At 64.1% G+C, this 18713-nt stretch carries 16 protein-coding genes and 1 tRNA gene; 8 read left to right on the top strand and 9 right to left on the bottom strand.

The window, feature by feature from the left end; all coding sequences use genetic code 11:
• The first annotated feature begins 121 nt into the window (after nucleotides 1-121).
• Nucleotides 122-3088 (top strand): Tn3 family transposase, encoded by a 2967-nt coding sequence (locus GPA21_RS07280; RefSeq protein WP_168987544.1) that lies wholly within the window; start codon nucleotides 122-124, stop codon nucleotides 3086-3088.
• Nucleotides 3089-3171: 83 nt separating this feature from the next.
• Here the strand turns inward: GPA21_RS07280 and GPA21_RS07285 are convergent, their stop codons facing one another.
• Nucleotides 3172-3471, bottom strand: coding sequence for a helix-turn-helix domain-containing protein (locus GPA21_RS07285; RefSeq protein WP_003282197.1), 300 nt, complete (start codon nucleotides 3469-3471; stop codon nucleotides 3172-3174).
• Nucleotides 3472-3577: 106 nt separating this feature from the next.
• On the opposite strand from GPA21_RS07285, the gene GPA21_RS07290 reads away from it, so the two are divergent.
• Nucleotides 3578-4204 carry a LysR substrate-binding domain-containing protein gene (locus GPA21_RS07290; protein WP_041771671.1) on the top strand — a complete coding sequence of 209 codons (627 nt, stop codon included), beginning with the start codon at nucleotides 3578-3580 and terminating at the stop codon, nucleotides 4202-4204.
• Nucleotides 4205-4251: 47 nt separating this feature from the next.
• Here the strand turns inward: GPA21_RS07290 and GPA21_RS07295 are convergent, their stop codons facing one another.
• Both GPA21_RS07295 and GPA21_RS07300 read right to left on the bottom strand, forming a co-directional pair.
• Nucleotides 4252-6105, bottom strand: coding sequence for a tyrosine-type recombinase/integrase (locus tag GPA21_RS07295; protein ID WP_168987545.1), 1854 nt, complete (start codon nucleotides 6103-6105; stop codon nucleotides 4252-4254).
• A gap of 238 nt (nucleotides 6106-6343) precedes the next feature.
• Nucleotides 6344-6417 (bottom strand) — tRNA-Gly (locus GPA21_RS07300).
• A 121-nt stretch (nucleotides 6418-6538) separates the two neighbouring features.
• Here GPA21_RS07300 and thiS point away from each other — a divergent pair.
• The 4 genes from thiS (at nucleotide 6539) to sppA (ending at nucleotide 10291) form a co-directional block, all read left to right on the top strand.
• Nucleotides 6539-6742: a sulfur carrier protein ThiS gene (gene thiS / locus GPA21_RS07305; RefSeq protein WP_168987546.1), complete on the top strand. Its 204-nt coding sequence runs from the start codon at nucleotides 6539-6541 to the stop codon at nucleotides 6740-6742.
• A 72-nt stretch (nucleotides 6743-6814) separates the two neighbouring features.
• Nucleotides 6815-7600, top strand: a complete 786-nt coding sequence (locus GPA21_RS07310) for a thiazole synthase (RefSeq protein WP_168987547.1) — start codon at nucleotides 6815-6817, stop codon at nucleotides 7598-7600.
• Between the two features lie 65 nt (nucleotides 7601-7665).
• Nucleotides 7666-8397 (top strand): tRNA (guanosine(46)-N7)-methyltransferase TrmB, encoded by a 732-nt coding sequence (gene trmB / locus GPA21_RS07315; RefSeq protein WP_168987548.1) that lies wholly within the window; start codon nucleotides 7666-7668, stop codon nucleotides 8395-8397.
• A 43-nt stretch (nucleotides 8398-8440) separates the two neighbouring features.
• Complete coding sequence (gene sppA / locus GPA21_RS07320; protein WP_168987549.1) at nucleotides 8441-10291, top strand: signal peptide peptidase SppA; 1851 nt, start codon at nucleotides 8441-8443, stop codon at nucleotides 10289-10291.
• 137 nt (nucleotides 10292-10428) lie between these two features.
• On the opposite strand, the gene hemW is transcribed toward sppA, so the two are convergent.
• The 5 genes from hemW to GPA21_RS07345 are packed head-to-tail and all read right to left on the bottom strand — an operon-like array spanning nucleotide 10429 to nucleotide 14887.
• Nucleotides 10429-11676: a radical SAM family heme chaperone HemW gene (gene hemW / locus GPA21_RS07325; protein WP_168987550.1), complete on the bottom strand. Its 1248-nt coding sequence runs from the start codon at nucleotides 11674-11676 to the stop codon at nucleotides 10429-10431.
• A gap of 17 nt (nucleotides 11677-11693) precedes the next feature.
• Nucleotides 11694-12290 carry an RdgB/HAM1 family non-canonical purine NTP pyrophosphatase gene (gene rdgB, locus GPA21_RS07330; RefSeq protein ID WP_168987551.1) on the bottom strand — a complete coding sequence of 199 codons (597 nt, stop codon included), beginning with the start codon at nucleotides 12288-12290 and terminating at the stop codon, nucleotides 11694-11696.
• Between the two features lies 1 nt (nucleotide 12291).
• Nucleotides 12292-13008 (bottom strand): ribonuclease PH, encoded by a 717-nt coding sequence (gene rph / locus GPA21_RS07335; RefSeq protein ID WP_168987552.1) that lies wholly within the window; start codon nucleotides 13006-13008, stop codon nucleotides 12292-12294.
• 7 nt (nucleotides 13009-13015) lie between these two features.
• Nucleotides 13016-13930 (bottom strand): protein phosphatase 2C domain-containing protein, encoded by a 915-nt coding sequence (locus GPA21_RS07340; RefSeq protein ID WP_168987553.1) that lies wholly within the window; start codon nucleotides 13928-13930, stop codon nucleotides 13016-13018.
• Nucleotides 13931-13939: 9 nt separating this feature from the next.
• Nucleotides 13940-14887 (bottom strand): serine/threonine protein kinase, encoded by a 948-nt coding sequence (locus tag GPA21_RS07345; RefSeq protein WP_168987554.1) that lies wholly within the window; start codon nucleotides 14885-14887, stop codon nucleotides 13940-13942.
• Nucleotides 14888-15054: 167 nt separating this feature from the next.
• Here GPA21_RS07345 and GPA21_RS07350 point away from each other — a divergent pair, with 167 nt between their 5' ends.
• A complete protein-coding gene (locus GPA21_RS07350; protein WP_168987555.1) occupies nucleotides 15055-15921 on the top strand; it encodes a YicC/YloC family endoribonuclease in 867 nt (288 codons plus the stop codon).
• A 2-nt stretch (nucleotides 15922-15923) separates the two neighbouring features.
• Here the strand turns inward: GPA21_RS07350 and GPA21_RS07355 are convergent, their stop codons facing one another.
• Nucleotides 15924-16961 (bottom strand): AraC family transcriptional regulator, encoded by a 1038-nt coding sequence (locus tag GPA21_RS07355; protein WP_339379854.1) that lies wholly within the window; start codon nucleotides 16959-16961, stop codon nucleotides 15924-15926.
• Between the two features lie 193 nt (nucleotides 16962-17154).
• Between GPA21_RS07355 and GPA21_RS07360 the strand changes: the two genes are divergently transcribed.
• Nucleotides 17155-18713 (top strand): cobalamin-dependent protein (locus GPA21_RS07360; RefSeq protein ID WP_211163476.1); only part of this gene is annotated, 1559 nt, incomplete at its 3' end.

Genomic DNA, 18713 nt, shown 5'->3' on the forward strand with positions numbered 1-18713 from the left:
AAGAAGGGTGAGCGGCTTGGCGTATGGCTATTCTCTTGAGTGCGGTCATCGGGATACCGCTCTATATCGCCTTTTTTAGCGGAACTGGATTTACTCGGCCATAGAAAGAAAAAGAGCATCCATGCCACGCCGTTCGATCCTGTCCGCCGCCGAGCGTGACAACCTGCTGGCATTGCCGGACGCCAAGGAAGAACTGATCCGTCACTACACGTTCAGCGAAACCGACCTCTCCATCATCCGGCAGCGGCGCGGCCCGGCCAACCGGCTGGGCTTCGCCGTGCAGCTCTGTTACCTGCGCTTTCCTGGTGTCATCCTGGGCGTCGATGAGCCACCGTTTTCGCCCTTGTTGAAGCTGGTCGCCGACCAGCTCAAGGTCAGCATCGAAAGCTGGGACGAGTACGGCCAGCGGGAACAGACACGGCGCGAGCACCTGGTGGAGCTTCAAACAGTGTTCGGCTTCCAGCCCTTCACCATGAGCCACTATCGGCAGGCCGTTCAGTTGCTGACCGAGCTGGCCATGCAGACCGACAAGGGCGTCGTGCTGGCCAGCGCCTTGATCGAGCACCTGCGGCGGCAGTCGGTCATTCTGCCCTCCCTCAACGCCGTTGAGCGGGCGAGCGCCGAAGCGATCACCCGCGCCAACCGGCGCATCTACGAGGCCTTGGCCGAACCACTGTCGGACGCGCATCGCCGCCGCCTCGACGATTTGCTCAAGCGTCGCGACAACGGCAAAACGACCTGGCTGGCCTGGCTGCGTCAGTCGCCCGTCAAGCCGAACTCGCGGCACATGCTGGAACACATCGAACGCCTCAAGGCATGGCAGGCGCTCGACCTGCCTTCCGGCATCGAGCGGTCGGTACACCAGAACCGCCTGCTCAAGATCGCCCGCGAGGGCGGTCAGATGACGCCCGCGGACCTGGCCAAGTTCGAGGCGCAGCGCCGCTACGCGACCCTGGTGGCGCTCGCCATCGAGGGCATGGCCACCGTCACCGACGAAATCATCGACCTGCATGACCGCATCCTGGGCAAGCTGTTCAACGCCGCCAAGAACAAGCATCAGCAGCAGTTCCAGGCGTCCGGCAAGGCGATCAACGCCAAGGTGCGGCTGTTCGGGCGCATCGGTCAGGCGCTGATCGAGGCCAAGCAAGCAGGCCGCGATCCGTTCGCCGCCATCGAGGCCGTCATGTCCTGGGATGCCTTCGCCGAGAGCGTCACCGAAGCGCAGAAGCTCGCGCAGCCCGAGGACTTCGATTTCTTGCACCGCATCGGCGAGAGCTACGCCACGCTGCGCCGCTACGCGCCGGAATTTCTCGGCGTGCTCAAGCTGCGGGCCGCGCCTGCCGCCAAGGACGTACTCGACGCCATCGAGGTGCTGCGCGGCATGAACAGCGACAACGCCCGCAAGGTGCCTGCCGACGCGCCGACCGACTTCATCAAGCCGCGCTGGCAGAAGCTGGTGATGACCGACGCCGGCATCGACCGGCGTTACTACGAACTGTGCGCGTTGTCGGAGATGAAGAACGCGCTGCGCTCAGGCGACATCTGGGTGCAAGGCTCCCGCCAGTTCAAGGACTTCGAGGACTACCTGGTGCCGCCCGCGAAATTCGCCAGCCTCAAGCAGGCCAGCGAATTGCCGCTGGCCGTGACCACCGACTGCGACCAGTACCTGAACGACCGGCTGACGCTGCTGGAAACACAGCTTGCCACCGTCAACCGCATGGCGCTGGCCAACGAGCTGCCGGACGCCATCATCACGGAGTCGGGCCTGAAGATCACGCCGCTCGACGCGGCAGTGCCCGATACCGCGCAGGCCCTGATCGACCAGACCGCAATGGTCCTGCCGCACGTCAAGATCACCGAATTGCTGCTGGAGGTGGACGAATGGACGGGCTTCACCCGGCACTTCGCGCACCTGAAATCGGGCGACCTGGCCAAGGACAAGAACCTGCTGCTGACCACGATCCTCGCCGACGCGATCAACCTGGGCCTGACCAAGATGGCAGAGTCCTGCCCCGGCACAACCTACGCCAAGCTGGCCTGGCTGCAAGCCTGGCACATCCGCGACCAAACCTACGGGGCGGCGCTGGCCGAGCTGGTCAGCGCGCAGTTCCGGCATCCCTTCGCCGAGCACTGGGGCGACGGCACCACATCATCCTCGGACGGCCAGAACTTCCGCACCGGCAGCAAGGCCGAAAGCACCGGCCACATCAACCCGAAATACGGCAGCAGCCCAGGGCGGACGTTCTACACCCACATTTCTGACCAGTACGCGCCATTCCACACCAAGGTCGTGAACGTCGGCGTGCGCGATTCAACCTACGTGCTCGACGGGCTGCTGTACCACGAATCCGACCTGCGCATCGAGGAGCACTACACCGACACAGCGGGCTTCACCGATCACGTCTTCGCCCTGATGCACCTTTTGGGCTTCCGCTTCGCCCCGCGCATCCGCGACCTGGGCGACACCAAGCTCTACATCCCGAAGGGCGATGCCGCCTATGACGCGCTGAAGCCCATGATCGGCGGCCCGCTCAACATCAAGCACGTCCGCGCCCATTGGGACGAAATTTTGCGGCTGGCCACCTCGATCAAGCAGGGCACGGTGACCGCCTCATTGATGCTGCGGAAACTCGGCAGCTACCCGCGCCAGAACGGCCTGGCCGTGGCTCTGCGTGAGCTGGGCCGCATCGAGCGCACGCTGTTCATCCTGGACTGGCTGCAAAGCGTCGAGCTGCGTCGCCGCGTGCATGCCGGGCTGAACAAAGGCGAGGCGCGCAACGCGCTGGCTCGCGCCGTGTTCTTCAACCGCCTGGGCGAAATCCGTGACCGCAGCTTCGAGCAGCAGCGCTACCGGGCCAGCGGCCTCAACCTGGTGACGGCAGCCATCGTGCTGTGGAACACGGTTTATCTGGAACGGGCCGCGAATGCCCTGCGTGGCCACGGCAAGTCCGTTGATGACTCTCTATTGCAGTATCTGTCGCCGCTGGGTTGGGAGCACATCAACCTGACTGGCGATTACCTCTGGCGCAGCAACGCCAAGATCGGCGCGGGCAAGTTCAGGCCGCTACGGCCGCTGCAACCAGCTTAACGTGCTTTATTTTCCGTTTTCTGAGACGACCCCAAGGACAACGACGATCAGGGGTAGCCGTGCGGCCGCTGCGCAGGCCGGCTTCAATCCGCGGATGGGGCCGACTCTGCCAGCTTGGCTTCGGTCAGAGTCATCAAGTGGGCGGAACTGCATTTCAGCGCACGGGCGATCTTGAGGATGAGGGGGAGCGTGGGGACATGCTCGCCGCGCTCGATCTTGCCCATGTGAGACCGCTCGATGCCGGCCATGTGAGCCAGCGTTTCCTGAGCGATACCCTGGTTGGTTCTCTCTTCCCGCACGGCAGCCCCAAACGCGATGGCTGGTTCCGCTTCGTAGGTAGTGGTGCCGGTGGGGCGGCCCCTTTGGATCGAACGCTTTGGCATTGCCAAGAGCGTCGAACACGGTCACGATTTAAACCACGTTAAACTTAACTCATTCAACGGCTTCGAGATCAGTTGCCACGAGTTCACCGCCTGGGGGGAGCTGGACGTGGAATCGAGTGACATCACCGCCGAAATTCGCATGGCCGTCCTCGGCGAATGGGTGCCTCCCCAGCTCGCCGACGTGCTCGCCCTGCAGCGTACCGAAGAGCCGGAGACTCATGCCGTCCTGGCCGGCTGGACAGATCCCGGTCGAGGCGCGGAGCTGCCGGGCGACGGCTTCGACTTCGCCTTGTCTGCGGTTGCCCGGCAGTGGCCTGGCTGGGTATGCGAGCCGCTGTGGCATGACACGCTGGCGGTCGCCGTGGCCAAGCGCTCCCACCTGCTGGCCTACCGTGAAGTGCCGTGCCAGGAAGTGCTCAAGCAGCCGTTGATCTGCTCGCAGTCCACGGCCGATGAACCATGGCGCATGACCGTGCAGCGCGTGTTCGAGAACGCGCTGCAAGAGCGAGAGCAAACGGTGGAGACATTCGATGTGGCGATGACGCTGGTTGCCGCCGGGTACGGGATCGCCATTGCGCCTGCCGCGAGACTGGCGAGCTACCTACGCCGAGGCATCGCCGTGCGGCCGCTGGCCGGCGCACCAACGATCGTGATGGCTTACCTGCTCCGCCGCGATGCTTCCTTGTCGGACACCCAGGCAAGATTCGCCCGCCGCGCGCGCTTGGTGTCCTGACAGATACGCCGGGATCGCGGTTTCGCCACGATCCCGCATTCCTGCTGCTAGGCGACCCCGACTCGCGGCGGGGTCCATTCGCTTTCCTTCACGGCTGTGCTCACTGCCATGACGAGCTTGTCGAGATTGCTGGCCGTCACGCCCTCCAGTGCCGAACGCCCCCGCAGCATCGAGCGCGGCTGCAGCAGTGCATGGTAGATCTGCCAAGGGTCGGCACCCCTGGTCAGCTTGAGGACGGACTGGATCAGCTCGTGCTTGAGTGGGTCGAGGTGCCAGTCCGGCACCCGCTGGCCGCGGTTGCCCACGTTCAACGCCAGCAAGTTGCCCGCCTTGATCTCGTAGCTGATCCACCTGCGGGACTTGCCCGCCATCTTCGCAAACGCAGCGACGGGAAGGTTGTGCGGCGCCTCGAAGACATCGAACAGCTCCATCCTCTCGCGCTGAATGTCCGAAGGCACCAGCGGCGCGGCCGATCGAGGGGGCGGAACCGCCGGCAGCCGATGTGCGGCGGCAGAAACCAACGGCATGGCGTCGCCGGGCTTCGTCACGAGCAGGATTGGCGAAGCGGCAACCGGCGTGGAGGGTGCGCTTGCGGTTTGCTCATTCGGGAACGCGGGAACGCCTTCCAGATGCACGGTGAGCGGCATGCTGGCCGCCTCGACCTGGTTCTGCTCGAAGAGGTCGAGCCGATCGGCCCAGTCCTGCATCATGCGGCGACGCTGCTCCACGTACTGGGCATGGTTGTAGGTCGCGCTGACCTTGTTGGGATCGACATGCGAGAGCTGTGCATCCACCCAGACCTTCGGGTAGCCGATCTCGTTGAGCGCAGTGGACATCGTGCCGCGGATACCGTGTCCGGTCAGGCGTTCCTGATAGCCCATGCGCTTGAGGGCACCATTGAGCGTGTTCTCGCTGATGCGCTTCTTCAAGTCGCTGTCGTGCCGGAACAGGTAGCGCTGGGCCGGCTTGAACTCATCCAGCAGGTGCCGGACGATCTCCATGGCCTGAATCGACAGCGGCACGATGTAGGGCGGGATGTCCTTTGGCTGCTGCCGCTTCTTGCGCATATCCAACTGGAGTTGCTTCACGACGTCGGGCGGGATGATCCACAGCCCGCGGTCCAGATCGAATTGATCCGGCGTCGCCTGTCGCAGCTCGCCGGTTCGCACGCCGGTCAGCAGCAATAGCCGAAGCCCGAGTTGGGTCTGCCGCCTGCCGCGATAGCTGCGCAGCCGCTGCAACAGCTTCGGCAGCTCGGCCATGCGCAGGAACGGGTTGTGGTTGACAGGTGGCAGCGGCAGCGCCACCACATCGAGATCGGAGGCCGGGTTCTGCTCCAGGCCCGGCACGATCACCAGCGCGTAACGGAACAGTTGGTTGAACCACGTCCTGACTTTCTCGGCGACGGAGAGCGCCCTGCGCTTCTCGATCTTGGCGATCACCTCCAAGAGGTCGGGACGCTTGATCTCATAGATCGACCGTTTGCCCAAGGTGGGCAGCACATCCTTGTCGAAGATGCGCGGAAGTATCGAGAGGGTCGTCTGCCGGCCTTCCTTGAGGCTGAGCCCGCGATGCTTGAGCCACTTGCGATACACCGCCTCGAAGGTGTTTTCGTCGGCGAGTCGGACAGCAGTGCGCTTCTGCTTGCGGTGAACGCGAGGATTGGTGCCTTTGGCCAGCAGGGCGCGCGCTTCGTCGCGTAGGCTGCGGGCCTCGCGAAGCGTCACCTCCGGGTAGGTGCCGAGCGACATCCGCTTCTGCTTGCCCGCCCAGTAGTAGCGGAAGTGCCAAGTCCTGCCCCCTGCAGCGGTGACGGCCAGGGAGAGGCCATCCAAGTCAGGGAGGGTGTATGCCTTGCCTGTTGCCTTGGCCTGTCGAACGGCCAGGTCTGAGAGTGCCATGCTCTTGCTCCTGAACATGAGTCAGGAACCAGATGCTGGTCACGTCGACCTCGCCCCTCCATCAACAATCCGGAATCAGCCGCGCCCGCAAAAATGGACTTGTTTGTGGACTTAAAAGTCCCGGCTGTAGGCGGATCGCAGTGGACTACGGCAGAACATCAAAGAGAGGAAAAGTCTTTGTGCGGCAACGACTTGCAGACTCTCTTGGACTTCTGCGGAAGTCCGCAGATTGATACAGTGGAGCGGGTGAAGGGAATCGAACCCTCGTATGCAGCTTGGGAAGCTGCCGTTCTACCATTGAACTACACCCGCGATGCGCTGTTCGCAACAAGGTCGCTATTCTAATCACCGTTCTCGAGGCCGTCGAGGGGTTCGGCGGGGCAATCTGGGGTCGTGCTAAACTTCAACGCCTATTCGTGGTCTGTCGTCACGCATGATCCAAGTCACTATCAACGGCCAGTCCGAAACCCTCGACGCTTCGCTGTCGGTGCTCGGTTTGCTCGAGTCCCGCGGACTCGCGGGCAAGCGGGTCGCGGTGGAACGCAACGGTGAGATCGTACCCAAGGGGCGACATGCCGAGACAAGGCTCGTCGAGGGCGATCAGATCGAGATCGTGGTTGCGGTGGGCGGCGGCTGAGCGTCGCATTTCGCATTTCTTTTCCAGCGCGTGCGGCACGAGTCTGTCGCACCGAATTTCGACAGGCTTGTGATGAACGATTCCCTGGTCATAGCGGGCAAGTCCTACGGCTCCCGCCTGCTGGTGGGTACCGGCAAGTACAAGGATTTCGATGAGACCCGGCGTGCGATCGACGCCAGTGGTGCCGAGATCGTCACCGTGGCGATCCGCCGCATGAACATCGGCCAGAACGCCGACGAGCCGAACCTGCTCGACGTGCTGCCGCCGGATCGCTTCACCATTCTGCCCAACACCGCCGGCTGCTACTCCGCTGACGATGCAGTGCGCACGCTGCGACTGGCGCGCGAGCTGCTCGACGGCCATGCGCTGGTCAAGCTCGAGGTGCTGGGCGACCCGAACACCTTGTTCCCCAACATGCCCGAGACGCTGAAGGCTGCCGAAACACTGGTAAAGGATGGTTTCGACGTGATGGTGTATTGTTCGGACGATCCGATCCAGGCCCGCATGCTCGAGGACATTGGCTGTGTCGCGATCATGCCGCTGGCCTCGTTGATCGGCTCCGGGATGGGCATCCTCAACCCGTGGAATCTGCGTTTGATCATCGACGCGGCCAAGGTGCCGGTGATCGTCGATGCCGGTGTCGGCACCGCGTCGGACGCAGCGATCGCGATGGAGCTCGGCTGCGACGGCGTCCTGATGAATACTGCGATCGCCCAGGCGCGCGACCCGGTGCGTATGGCCGGCGCAATGAAGAAGGCGGTCGAAGCCGGGCGGGACGCCTATCTCGCCGGTCGCATGCCGCGCAAACTCTACAGCGCCGATCCGAGCTCCCCGACGAGCGGACTGATCGGTTCCTGATCCATCCGGCGGACCGGATTCCGCTGCCACACGAGCCCGCCGCGATCACGGCGGGCGTGCACCGCATGACACAAACGACACAAATGGATGCGCCCCAGGTTGATGCCGAGGCGTCCGAGCCGGCCAGGTTCTCGAGTCGCTCGATTCGCAGCTTCGTACTTCGCCAGGGTCGCATGACAGCGGCTCAGCAACGCTATCTCGACGAGTGGGTGCCAAAGATCGGTATCTCCTACCAGCCTGAGCCGATCGACCTCGGTGAAGTCTTTGGCCGCGAAGCGCCAAGGATTCTCGAGGTTGGTTTCGGCATGGGGGAGAGCACGGCTGCGATCGCCGAGGGACGCCCGGACGAGGACTTTCTCGCAATCGAGGTGCATGGCCCCGGGGTGGGGAATCTGTGCAAGCTGATCGCCGAGAAGAGCCTGTGCAACCTGCGCATCATGCAGCATGACGCGGTCGAGGTGATGCGCGACATGATTCCCGAGGGCGCACTTGCCGGGGTGCATGTGTTCTTTCCCGACCCCTGGCACAAGAAGCGCCATCACAAGCGGCGCATCATCCAGGCGGAATTCGTCAAGCTGGTGGCGTCACGGCTCGCCCCCGGGGGCTACCTGCACTGTGCGACTGACTGGCAGGAGTACGCCGAGTGGATGCTCGATATCCTGTCGGCGGAGCCCCTGCTCGAAAACACCGCTGCCGACTACGCTCCGCGCCCGGCCTACCGCCCGCTGACCAAGTTCGAACAGCGCGGGCTGCGGCTAGGGCACGGCGTCTGGGATCTGGTTTTCCGTCGGCGCTGAGCCAGCGCCAGGTACGATCAGGAACTAACAGGAGTCCAAGCTCATGTTCAAGGCATTGTTCGGATTCATCGGTCGGGTGCTCTACTACACTTGGCGCTGGCTGGATGCACTGCGCCGAGGCTTCCTGACCCTGGTCTTTCTCCTTGTGATCGGTGTGATCATCGCGCTGGTGTGGCGGCCGGAGGCCGAGTTGCCCGAGGGCTCGGTGCTTGTGCTGCGCCCGGCAGGCGCGCTGGTCGAACAGGCGCGGCTCGAGGATCCGCTGGAGCTGCTGCGTCCGGCCGGCTCCCGTGTGTCCCAGACTTCGTTACGCAACCTTCTCGATGCAGTAAATGCCGCGCGAGACGACAGCCGCATTCGCGCCCTGGTGATCGAAACCGACCAGTTGTCGGCCGGCGGCCTGTCCAAGCTCGCCGAATTGCGCGCGGCGATCGAGGCCTTCAAGGAGAGCGGCAAACCGGTGATCGCGCGCGGCGAGCGCTTCAGCCAGGGTCAGTATTACCTTGCCAGCGTCGCCGATGAGGTCCATCTGTCGCCCGATGGTTTCGTGCTGTTGCGAGGTCTGGCGCGCTATGTCACTTATTTCAAGAACGCGCTCGACACGCTGGGTATCAAGGTGCATGTGTTCCGCGTCGGCGAGTACAAGTCCTTCAGCGAGCCCTTCACCCGTACCGACATGTCGGAAGAGGATCGCGCCAACTCCCGCGACCTGCTCGACGGGTTGTGGAACGTGTTCCGTGAGGACATCGCGGCGAGCCGGGGTCTCGAACCGGAAGCGCTCGACCACTACATCATGGACTACGGTGCGGCGCTCTCGGCGGCAGGTGGCGACGCTGCGCAGGCGGCGGTGGCGGCAGGGCTGGTTGATCGGCTCAGCACTCGCGACGAGTGGCGCACCTTGTTGCGCCAGCGCTATGCCGTCGACGGCGAGGATGAGGCGGAAGAGGGCGACGACGGCCTGCGGGCGGTCGGCGTGTCACGCTATCTGAGCCATGTCCGAAGCCAGCCCACGCCTGACGCCAAGGTGGCGGTGCTGGTGGCGCAGGGCTCCATTGTCGATGGCTCCGGCTCCCCCGGATCGGTCGGCGGCGATGCGCTCGCACGCCTCATCCGCGATGTGCGCGAAGACGATTCGATCAAGGCGCTGGTGATCCGCATCGACAGCCCCGGCGGCAGTGCGTGGGCTTCCGAGTTGATTCGCCGTGAATTGGAAGTCACTCGGGCAGCCGGGAAACCGGTGGTGGCCTCGATGAGCTCGACGGCGGCTTCCGGCGGGTACTGGATTGCAGCCGGGGCAGACGAGATCTGGGCCCATCCGGTGAGCCTGACCGGATCGATCGGCATCTTTGCGATGATTCCAAACTTTGCCGAACCCTTCGAGCGACTTGGACTCACCGTCGATGGTGTCGCGACCGGACCGCTTGCGGGCGCCTTCGATCCCCGGCGACCGGTAGAGCCGATGGCTGCCGAGGCTTTTCAGATCGCCATCGAGCACGGTTATCGGCGATTCATCGACACCGTCGCCCGCGCACGGGACATGCCGCCACGCGAGGTCGATCTGGCCGCCAGAGGGCAGGTGTGGACCGGTGAGGCCGCCAGCAAGCTGGGATTGGTCGATGGCCTGGGTGGCCTCAACGACGCGGTGCTTGCAGCGGCTGCGCGCGCCGGGCTGAGCGAGTTCGACGTGGTGTGGCCCGAAGGGCGTCTGTCGCCACGCGACCTGTTGTTGCGCCGCTTCAGCGAGATCCTCGGGCTGCAGCGTGTCGACACCGCGCCGGCGACCGTGTCGGCACTGGGACAGTTGCTCACCGGCCTGCAGCGCGATGCCGAAGCCCTGCTCGAGTGGAACGACCCGCAGCATCTTTACACGCACTGTCTTTGCGAGGGGCCGTAGGGAGACGGATTTGTGGTCGAACGCACCATCCGAAGCCGGTCAATGCGTCGTACGAGGGCCGGAGCGCAATAGGATGTGCTGAGCGGAACGCGAAACGCACCGTCGGAGCGCAGACCGAAGCGGCAATGTGCGGGTTTCTAAGCTGCTTCGGCTTCCGGCAGGAATAGCGCCAGCAAGTCGTTCAGAAAGCGTTGACCTTGTTCGGTGGGTCGCAAGGTCAGCGGATCGGCGGCGAGCAGGCCCGCGGCGACCGCCTGATCGATCCGGTCCGCGATGACCGAAAGCGGCAGCCCGGTTCGGGCGGAGAAGAGCGCCGTCGGCACGCCGTCGGTGAGCCGCAGCGCGTTCATCAAGAACTCGAAGGGCAGCTCCGCTGCGGCCACTTCGCGCCGCTCCTGCACGAAATCCCGCCGCGCAGCCGCCTCGAGGTAACGTGTTGGGTGCTTGTGGCGCATCTCGCGCACGATGCCCTCGTGGCTGGAGAGCTTGCCGTGGGCGCCGGCGCCGATGCCGAGGTAGTCGCCGAACTGCCAGTAGTTGAGGTTGTGTCGGCACTGCTGGCCGGGGCGGGCGAAGGCCGAGGTCTCATAGTGCTCGAATCCGGCTGCGGCAAGGCGGTCCTCGATGGCCTCCTGCATGTCGGCCGACAGGTCGGAGTCTGGCAGCGGTGGCGGACTGTGTGCAAACGCGGTGTTCGGCTCCAGCGTCAGGTGGTAGGCCGAAACGTGGCTGACGCCGGTCGCGATCGCGATGTCGATGTCGCGCATTGCGGCGGCCATGTTCTGCTCGGGCAGGGCGTACATGATGTCGAGATTGACCCGCTCGAAGTTCGTCAGTGCGATATCGACCGCGCGTCGGGCCTGGTCGGCATCGTGAATTCGACCGATGCGCGTCAGCGCCGCGTCGTCGAAGCTCTGGATGCCGATCGACAGGCGATTCACCCCTGCTGCGCGGTAGTCGCGGAATCGCGCGGCTTCGAAGGTGCCGGGGTTGGCTTCCAGCGTGATCTCTGCCATCGGGTCGAGCGGGAGCAGGGTGCGCACCGCGGTGAGCAGACGGTCGAGCGCAGGCGCCGACATCAGGCTCGGGGTGCCGCCACCGATGAACACTGTATGCACCCGGCGCCCCCACACCTGTGGCAGCGCGCTTTCGATGTCTGCGACCAAGGCGTCTATGTAGCGCGCCTCCAGTCCGGTGTCCGGCGTGGCGTCGCCGCGCAGGGTATGCGAGTTGAAATCGCAGTAGGGGCACTTGCGCACGCACCAGGGGTAGTGAATATAGAGCGCGAGCGGCGGCGAGGCGGTGAGCTGTATCCGTTGTCCGGTGCCTGCCGGCTCGAGGCGAACCGCGTGCGCCGGCGTGATGGGAATGGTCTTGCGTGTCACGGGTGAGGATGCCAGGTTCAACCCATGTGTCGGCTCAGGCGGTCGAGCAGATGACGCATTGCCGCGCCGCGGTGGCTGAGCGTGTTCTTGAGGGGCGGGTCGAGTTCGGCCGCGGTCTGTTCGAGTTCGGGCACATAGAACAGCGGGTCATACCCGAAGCCGCCTTCGCCACGTGGTGCCTCGAGGATCGTGCCGTGCCATTCCCCGTCGGCGATCATCGGCTGTGGGTCGGCGGCGTGGCGGACGATGACCACCACCGAATAGAAATAGGCGCGGCGGTCTTCGACATTGGCCAGCCGTTCGACCAGCAGCGCGTTGTTGCGCGCGTCGGACTTGGGTTCGCCCGCGTAGCGCGCGGAATGCACGCCAGGGGCGCCGCCGAGAGCACTGACGCACAGGCCGGAGTCGTCGGCGATGGCCGGCAGCCCGGTGTGCTCGGCGGCATGACGCGCCTTGGCGAGTGCATTCTCGACGAAGGTGGCGTGAGGTTCCTCCGCTTCGCCGACGCCGAGATCGGACTGCGGCACGACCGTGATGCCGAGTGGTGCGAGCAAGGCGGCGAGTTCGGCGGCCTTCTTGCCATTATTGCTGGCGAGCACTAGCGTTTGAAACATGTCAGATCCCGAGGGTTTGCTTCTGCATTTCGACCAATTGCGCGATCCCGCGTTCGGCCAGTTCGAGCAGGGCATTGAGTTCGACACGAGAGAAAGGATGGCCTTCGGCGGTGCCCTGCACCTCGATGAAGCCGCCCTTGCCTGTCATGACGACATTCATGTCGGTATCGCAGGCCGAATCTTCCGGGTAGTCGAGATCGAGCACCGGTACGCCGTCGACGACCCCGACCGATACCGCGGCCACCATGTCGCGCATGGGGTTGGCGGCGAGTGTGCCGTTGGCGACCAGAAGGTTCAGTGCGTCATGCACCGCGACACAGGCACCGGTGATGGATGCGGTGCGGGTGCCCCCGTCGGCCTGCAGCACGTCACAGTCGATGATGATCTGACGTTCGCCCAGTGCAGTCATGTCCACCACCGAGCGCAGACTGCGGCCGATTAGGCGCTGGATTTCCTGGGTGCGACCACTTTGCTTGCCGCGTGCGGCCTCGCGGGCGCTGCGCGTGTGGGTGGAGCGTGGCAGCATGCCGTACTCGGCGGTGAGCCAGCCCTGTCCCTTGCCGCGCAGGAAGGGCGGCACCGACTCTTCGACGCTGGCGGTGCACAGCACCCGGGTGTCGCCGAACTCGATGAGCACCGACCCTTCGGCGTGTCGGGTGAAGTCGCGCGTGATGCGCACCGGGCGCAGTTGGTCGGCCTGGCGTTGGCTTGATCTCATTGGCTTCCTATTTGCTGTATTTGCTGATGGCCGCGTTGATCTCGGCGATTGCCCGTTCGATCTCGTCGTCGGTGAGATCGAACTCCTTGGTAGCGCCTCTTCCGCGGTCGAAGGTGTCAAGACGGGTGGTGAAGTCGTTCAACGCGAGAGTCCGGGTTGATACCGAGTCGGCCTGCTCGGGCTGCTCGTCGTCATGCCAGCACATCGTGATCAACGAGAGATTGTCGCAGGTCTTGCCGCCTAGTATTTCAGCCTCGTCGAGCAGGCGCGGGGCGCTTGCCATGACGTTGGAGCCCGCCATGCGGATGACGCCAATGTCTCCAACCGGCCCCCACAAGCCGTCGGTGCACAGCGCGATGACGTCACCATCGCGGAGGGCGAAGCGGCGCGAAAAATCGATCTGCGGTGCGTGGCTGCCACCCAGGCAGCTGTAGATCCGGTTGCGCCCGGGGTGGCGGGCGGCCTCTTCGGCGTCGATCAGCCCTTGGTCGAGCATGAGCTGCACGCGCGAGTGATCGCGGGTTTGTGCGACGACGTGACCACGCCGCACGATATACAGGCGCGAGTCGCCGGCATGTGCCCAGTAGGCGTCACCGTCCTGCACGATGCACGCGACGATGGTCGTTCTCGGGGCCTCGGGCAGGTCCTTGTCGAAGGCGTAGTCGAGGATGGCGCTGTGTGCCCTGTTCAGCGTCTGCGACAGGAATATCACCGGGTCGGCAATCGTCGGCGTGGCTTCGCTTTGAAAGGTCTGCACGATGAACTGCACCGCAATCTGGGCCGCCACTTCGCCGTGCAGGTGGCCGCCCATGCCATCGGCGATGACCATGAGCAACGCGTCTCGCGAATAGCAGTAGGCGTTGCGGTCCTGATTGGACTTGCGTTTGCCGATGCGGCTTTCCTGGTAGATCGTGAACTTCACTGGCTATCCTCAGGCGCGCCCGATGAAGGATTTGAGACGGGTGCCGATGTCGGTGAACCATGTGGCCGGCATGGCTTCACCAGGTTGCTTGCGCATCAGGGCCTTCTGCAATGAATACACGCTCTGCGGTCGGGCGAGCGGGTCGAGCGCGAGACACCAGTCTATGGTTTCGAGTAATTGTTCTGAATAGCGCCCGGAGTGCGTGCGGCTCAGCGACGTCAGAGTGTCGTTCTTGCTACGTTCGTCCGCGCGCGGCGGTGCGGTGCCGACCACGCAGGCGTAGAGGCTCGCGCCCACACTGTAGATGTCACTCCAGGGGCCGAGGGATTCACGGTCGCCATACTGCTCAGGGGAGGCGAAACCGGGTGTATACATCGGTTTGAGAAAGGCCTGACCAGTCAGCAGCGTCTGCCGAGCCGCACCGAAATCCAGCAGCACCGGCGTGCCGTCGGTTCTCAGGTAGATGTTTGACGGCTTGATGTCCAGATGCAGCAGCTTGTGGGAATGGACTTCGCGCAATCCGTTGAGCATGCGCGTGAACACCGCGCGGATGAATCGCTCCCGCACCTCGCCCTTGTGCTTCTGGATGTACTGATGCAGCGTTCGACCGTGCTCGAACTGCATCACCATATACACCGTGCCGTTGGCGCGAAAGAAGTTGAGCACCCGTACCACGTTGGGGTGCATCAGTTTGGCGAGTGAGCGCCCTTCTTCGAAGAAGCACTTCATGCCGTAGCGGAAGGCCGGCATGTTCTCGGCCGATATCTGCGGCGCGATGTCGCCCTCGCTGCGCAGAGCCAGCGAGTTGGGCAGGTATTCCTTGATCGCCACCGGGGTGTCGTCTTCGTCGTAGGCGAGATAGACAATGGAGAAACCTCCCAGCGAGAGCTGCCGCTCGATACGGTATTGTTCGAGCTGGAATCCTGTCGGCAGGGGGCTATTAGCTTGAGGTGGCATCTGCAAGAAGGCTACTATTGTCGCTTTACCAGTGTCCGGCGCGAACTTGGCCGTTCATTCTCCGCCATGGCTAATAGTCCTGGGGCTGGACACGATCCCCATCGAATATTTCAGATACGGGAAACGCAGTTTAACGGATAACTGCAATATCCCGGAGGGCTTGCTCCATGGTTCACAGCATGACAGGTTTTGCGGTGCAGTCGCGTGACGTGGCTGGCACGCAGATCAGTTTCGAACTGCGCAGCGTCAACTCGCGTTTTCTCGATCTGTTCTTTCGCGTCGGCGAAGACTTGCGGACCACCGAGCCGGTGATTCGAGAACTGATTACCGCCCGCCTGAAGCGTGGCAAGGTCGAATGCCGCCTCAACCTCCAGCAGCGTAGCGGTGCGGAACGTTCGCTCGCGGTCAACGCCGAGTTGCTTGACCAGCTCGCGGGCGCCCAGCAGTCGGTGCGCGAACGATTTCCGGAGGCGGGTGGCCTCTCGGTCGGTGAGATCCTGCGCTGGCCTGGGGTGCTCGCGGAAGATGCGGTCGACAGCGACGCGTTGCAGGCTGCGGTCGCCGAGCTTGCGCGCGCGGCGCTAGACGAACTCGTCGCCAGCCGGGCACGCGAAGGCGAGAAGCTGGCAGTGATGATTCGCGAGCGCCTGGTGCGCATGCGAGAACTGGTCGCGCTGGTCGAGCCGCGAGTGCCGCAGATTGTCGCCGAGCATCAGGAGCGTCTCGCCGCCCGCCTGCGCGATGCGGCCGCCTCGCTCGACGAGGATCGCATCCGCCAAGAGGTCGCGATGTTCGCCCAGCGGGTGGATGTGGCCGAGGAGCTCAACCGCCTGGTCGCGCACATCGAAGAGGTGGACCGGGTGCTCGCCAAAGGGGGTACGGCCGGCAAGCGGCTCGACTTCCTGATGCAGGAACTCAACCGCGAGGCCAACACCCTGGCGTCGAAGTCTGCGGCCAGCGATGTGTCGGGCGCAGCGATGGAGATGAAGGTGCTCATCGAGCAGATGCGCGAGCAGGTGCAGAACATCGAGTGAGCCTAGCGCGAGCGATAACGGCTTGGCGCCTGCCCGGTCCACTTGCGGAAGGCGCGGAAGAAGGCCGAGGTGTCGGTAAAGCCGAGATCATGGGCGAGCTGGCTTACCGGCACGTTTTCGCGCTCCAGACGGGCGAGCGCGATGTCGCGGCGCAACGCGTCCTTGATTGCGCGAAAACTCGAACCCTCCTGCACCAGACGTCGGTGCAGAGTGCGTGGCGACAAATGCATGTCGGCGGCGATGTCGTCGATGCCGGGCGAAGCCGGCAGTGCCGCGGCCAATGCGTCGCGAACCTGGCGAACGGTTTCGCGGTCGCGCCGGTAAAGCATGGTCAGGGTTTCCGGCCCGTTTTGCAGGAAGGATTCGAGCGCCGCGTCGTCCCTCCGGATCGGCAGATCGAGCAGGTTGGCATGGAAGCTCGCCTCGAGTGCGCTGGCGTCAAAGCTCGAATTGGCGGTATAGATGAGCGCGTAGTCGTCGGCATGGGTGGGGCGTGGGAACGGGAAGGCGACCGAGCTCAGCGAGAGGCTGCGCGCCACCAGCCAGCATGCGAGGCCGTGCACCAGCCGTAACAGCCATTCGAATGCGAACACGCGGCGGGCATCGTCCCGTGAGTGGCCGACGCGGCTTTGTTCGACGATGCGCAATAGCGCCCAACTGTGGGTGCGCTCGACTTCCAGCCTCAGATCAGGGAGTACGACCGCAAGATAGCGCGCGCAACGCTCCAGCGCGATGCCGAGCGACGGACTGCCGATCATGCCGCGACACAGGAATTCGAAGGTCCCGGGTCGCAGCGAGGTGTTCAACAGCCCAAAAGCCTCGTCGCCCAGGTGCTCGGTCACCGACTTGTACAGCGTCGCGTAACTGCGCAGCGCCACCCGTGCTCCGGGATTGTCGATTGCCGCTGGAGGAATGCCGGCCCCGCGCAGCAGATCGTCGACATTCTCGCCGCGAGAGCGCATCCCGGAGAGCATGCCGGTGACGAAGCCGATCGACACCGTTGCGCCGCTGTTACGGGTGGCGGAATCCGCAGTGGTCACTGTTTGTGCTGCGATGTCGCCTGACATACGGGCTGAATGAAGTTGGCAGAATTTGCATGATATCAGTCAGGCATGGTCATGGCGCAGGCGGCGGCGGGCGTCTAGACTTGAACGCTGAGACAAGATGCAGCACGCGTCGAACGATGCGTGCCTGCCCGAACCGCAAACCTTGCTGACAGGACAAGAAGCCGCCATGACCGATCTCGCCGTTGCCAACAAGCTCGCGACATACAAACCCAAGAACAAGGTCCGCTTCGTCACCGCCGCCGCGCTGTTCGACGGCCATGACGCATCGATCAACATCATGCGGCGGATTCTTCAGTCCACCGGCGCCGAAGTCATTCATCTTGGGCATAACCGCTCGGTCGGCGAGATCGTCAATGCCGCGCTGCAGGAAGACGTACAGGGCATCGCGATCACCAGCTACCAGGGTGGTCACGTCGAGTTCTTCAAGTACATGATGGATCTGCTCAAGGCCAACGGCGGCGAGAAGATCAAGGTGTTCGGCGGCGGCGGTGGCGTGATCGTGCCGGCCGAGATCAAGGATCTGCACGCCTATGGCGTGACCCAGATCTTCTCGCCGGACGACGGCGCCAAGCTCGGTCTGCAGGGCATGATCAACAGCGTCGTCGAGCGTTGCGATGTGGACCTGACCCACGAAGCCCCGGCCAAGTCGGCTGACCTGATCAAGGCGCTCAAGGCCGGTGACCGCCGGGTGCTCGCCAAGGCGATCACCGCGCTCGAAAACGGTGGCTACGGCGACGACGTCAAGGCCGCGCTCAAGGAGGCCGCGGCCAAGCTCACCACCCCGACGCTGGGCATTACCGGCACCGGCGGTGCGGGCAAGAGCTCGCTCACCGACGAGCTGGTGCGTCGCTTCCGCCTCGACCAGCAGGACAAGCTCAAGCTTGCGATCATCTCCATCGACCCCTCACGCAAGCGCACCGGCGGCGCGCTGCTGGGCGACCGCATCCGCATGAACGCGATCGAGCACGAGAATATCTACATGCGCTCGCTCGCCACCCGCGACACCGGCTCGGAAGTCTCGGCCGCGCTGCCCGAGGTCATCGCGGCGACCAAGCTCGCGGGTTTCGACCTGGTCATTGTCGAGACCTCCGGCATCGGTCAGGGCAACGCCGCCATCGTGCCCTTCGTCGATCTGTCGCTGTATGTAATGACGCCCGAGTTCGGCGCCGCGAGCCAGCTCGAGAAGATCGACATGCTCGACTTCGCCGATTTCGTCGCGATCAACAAGTTCGACCGCAAGGGCGCGGACGACGCGCTGCGCGACGTGCGCAAGCAGTACCAGCGCAACCGCGAACTGTTCTCTTCGCCCACCGAGCAGATGCCGGTGTTCGGCACCATGGCCGCGCGCTTCAACGATGACGGCGTAACCGCGCTGTATCAGACCATGCTGCCGGCACTGATCGACAAGGGGCTAAAGGTCAAGCCGGGCAAGCTGCCCAAGGTCACTACTCGCTCCTCGTCGATTGGCCGCGCCATCGTGCCGCCGGAGCGCACCCGCTACCTGGCCGAAATCGCCGACACCGTGCGTGACTATCACAAGCATGTGGAGCAACAGGCCCGCGTCGCGCGCGAGCGCCAGTCGCTGAAGATCGCCAAGGGCTTGTTCGAGCAGTGCGGCAAGCCGGCCGAAAACTTTGATGAACTGATCAACTGGAAGGACGGCGAACTCACTCCCGCTGCGAAGAAACTGCTCGAGCAGTGGCCGACCGAGAAGGCGCTCTACGC

This window comes from Azoarcus taiwanensis, assembly GCF_012910885.1.
GTDB classification, from domain to species: Bacteria; Pseudomonadota; Gammaproteobacteria; order Burkholderiales; family Rhodocyclaceae; genus Azoarcus_F; species Azoarcus_F taiwanensis.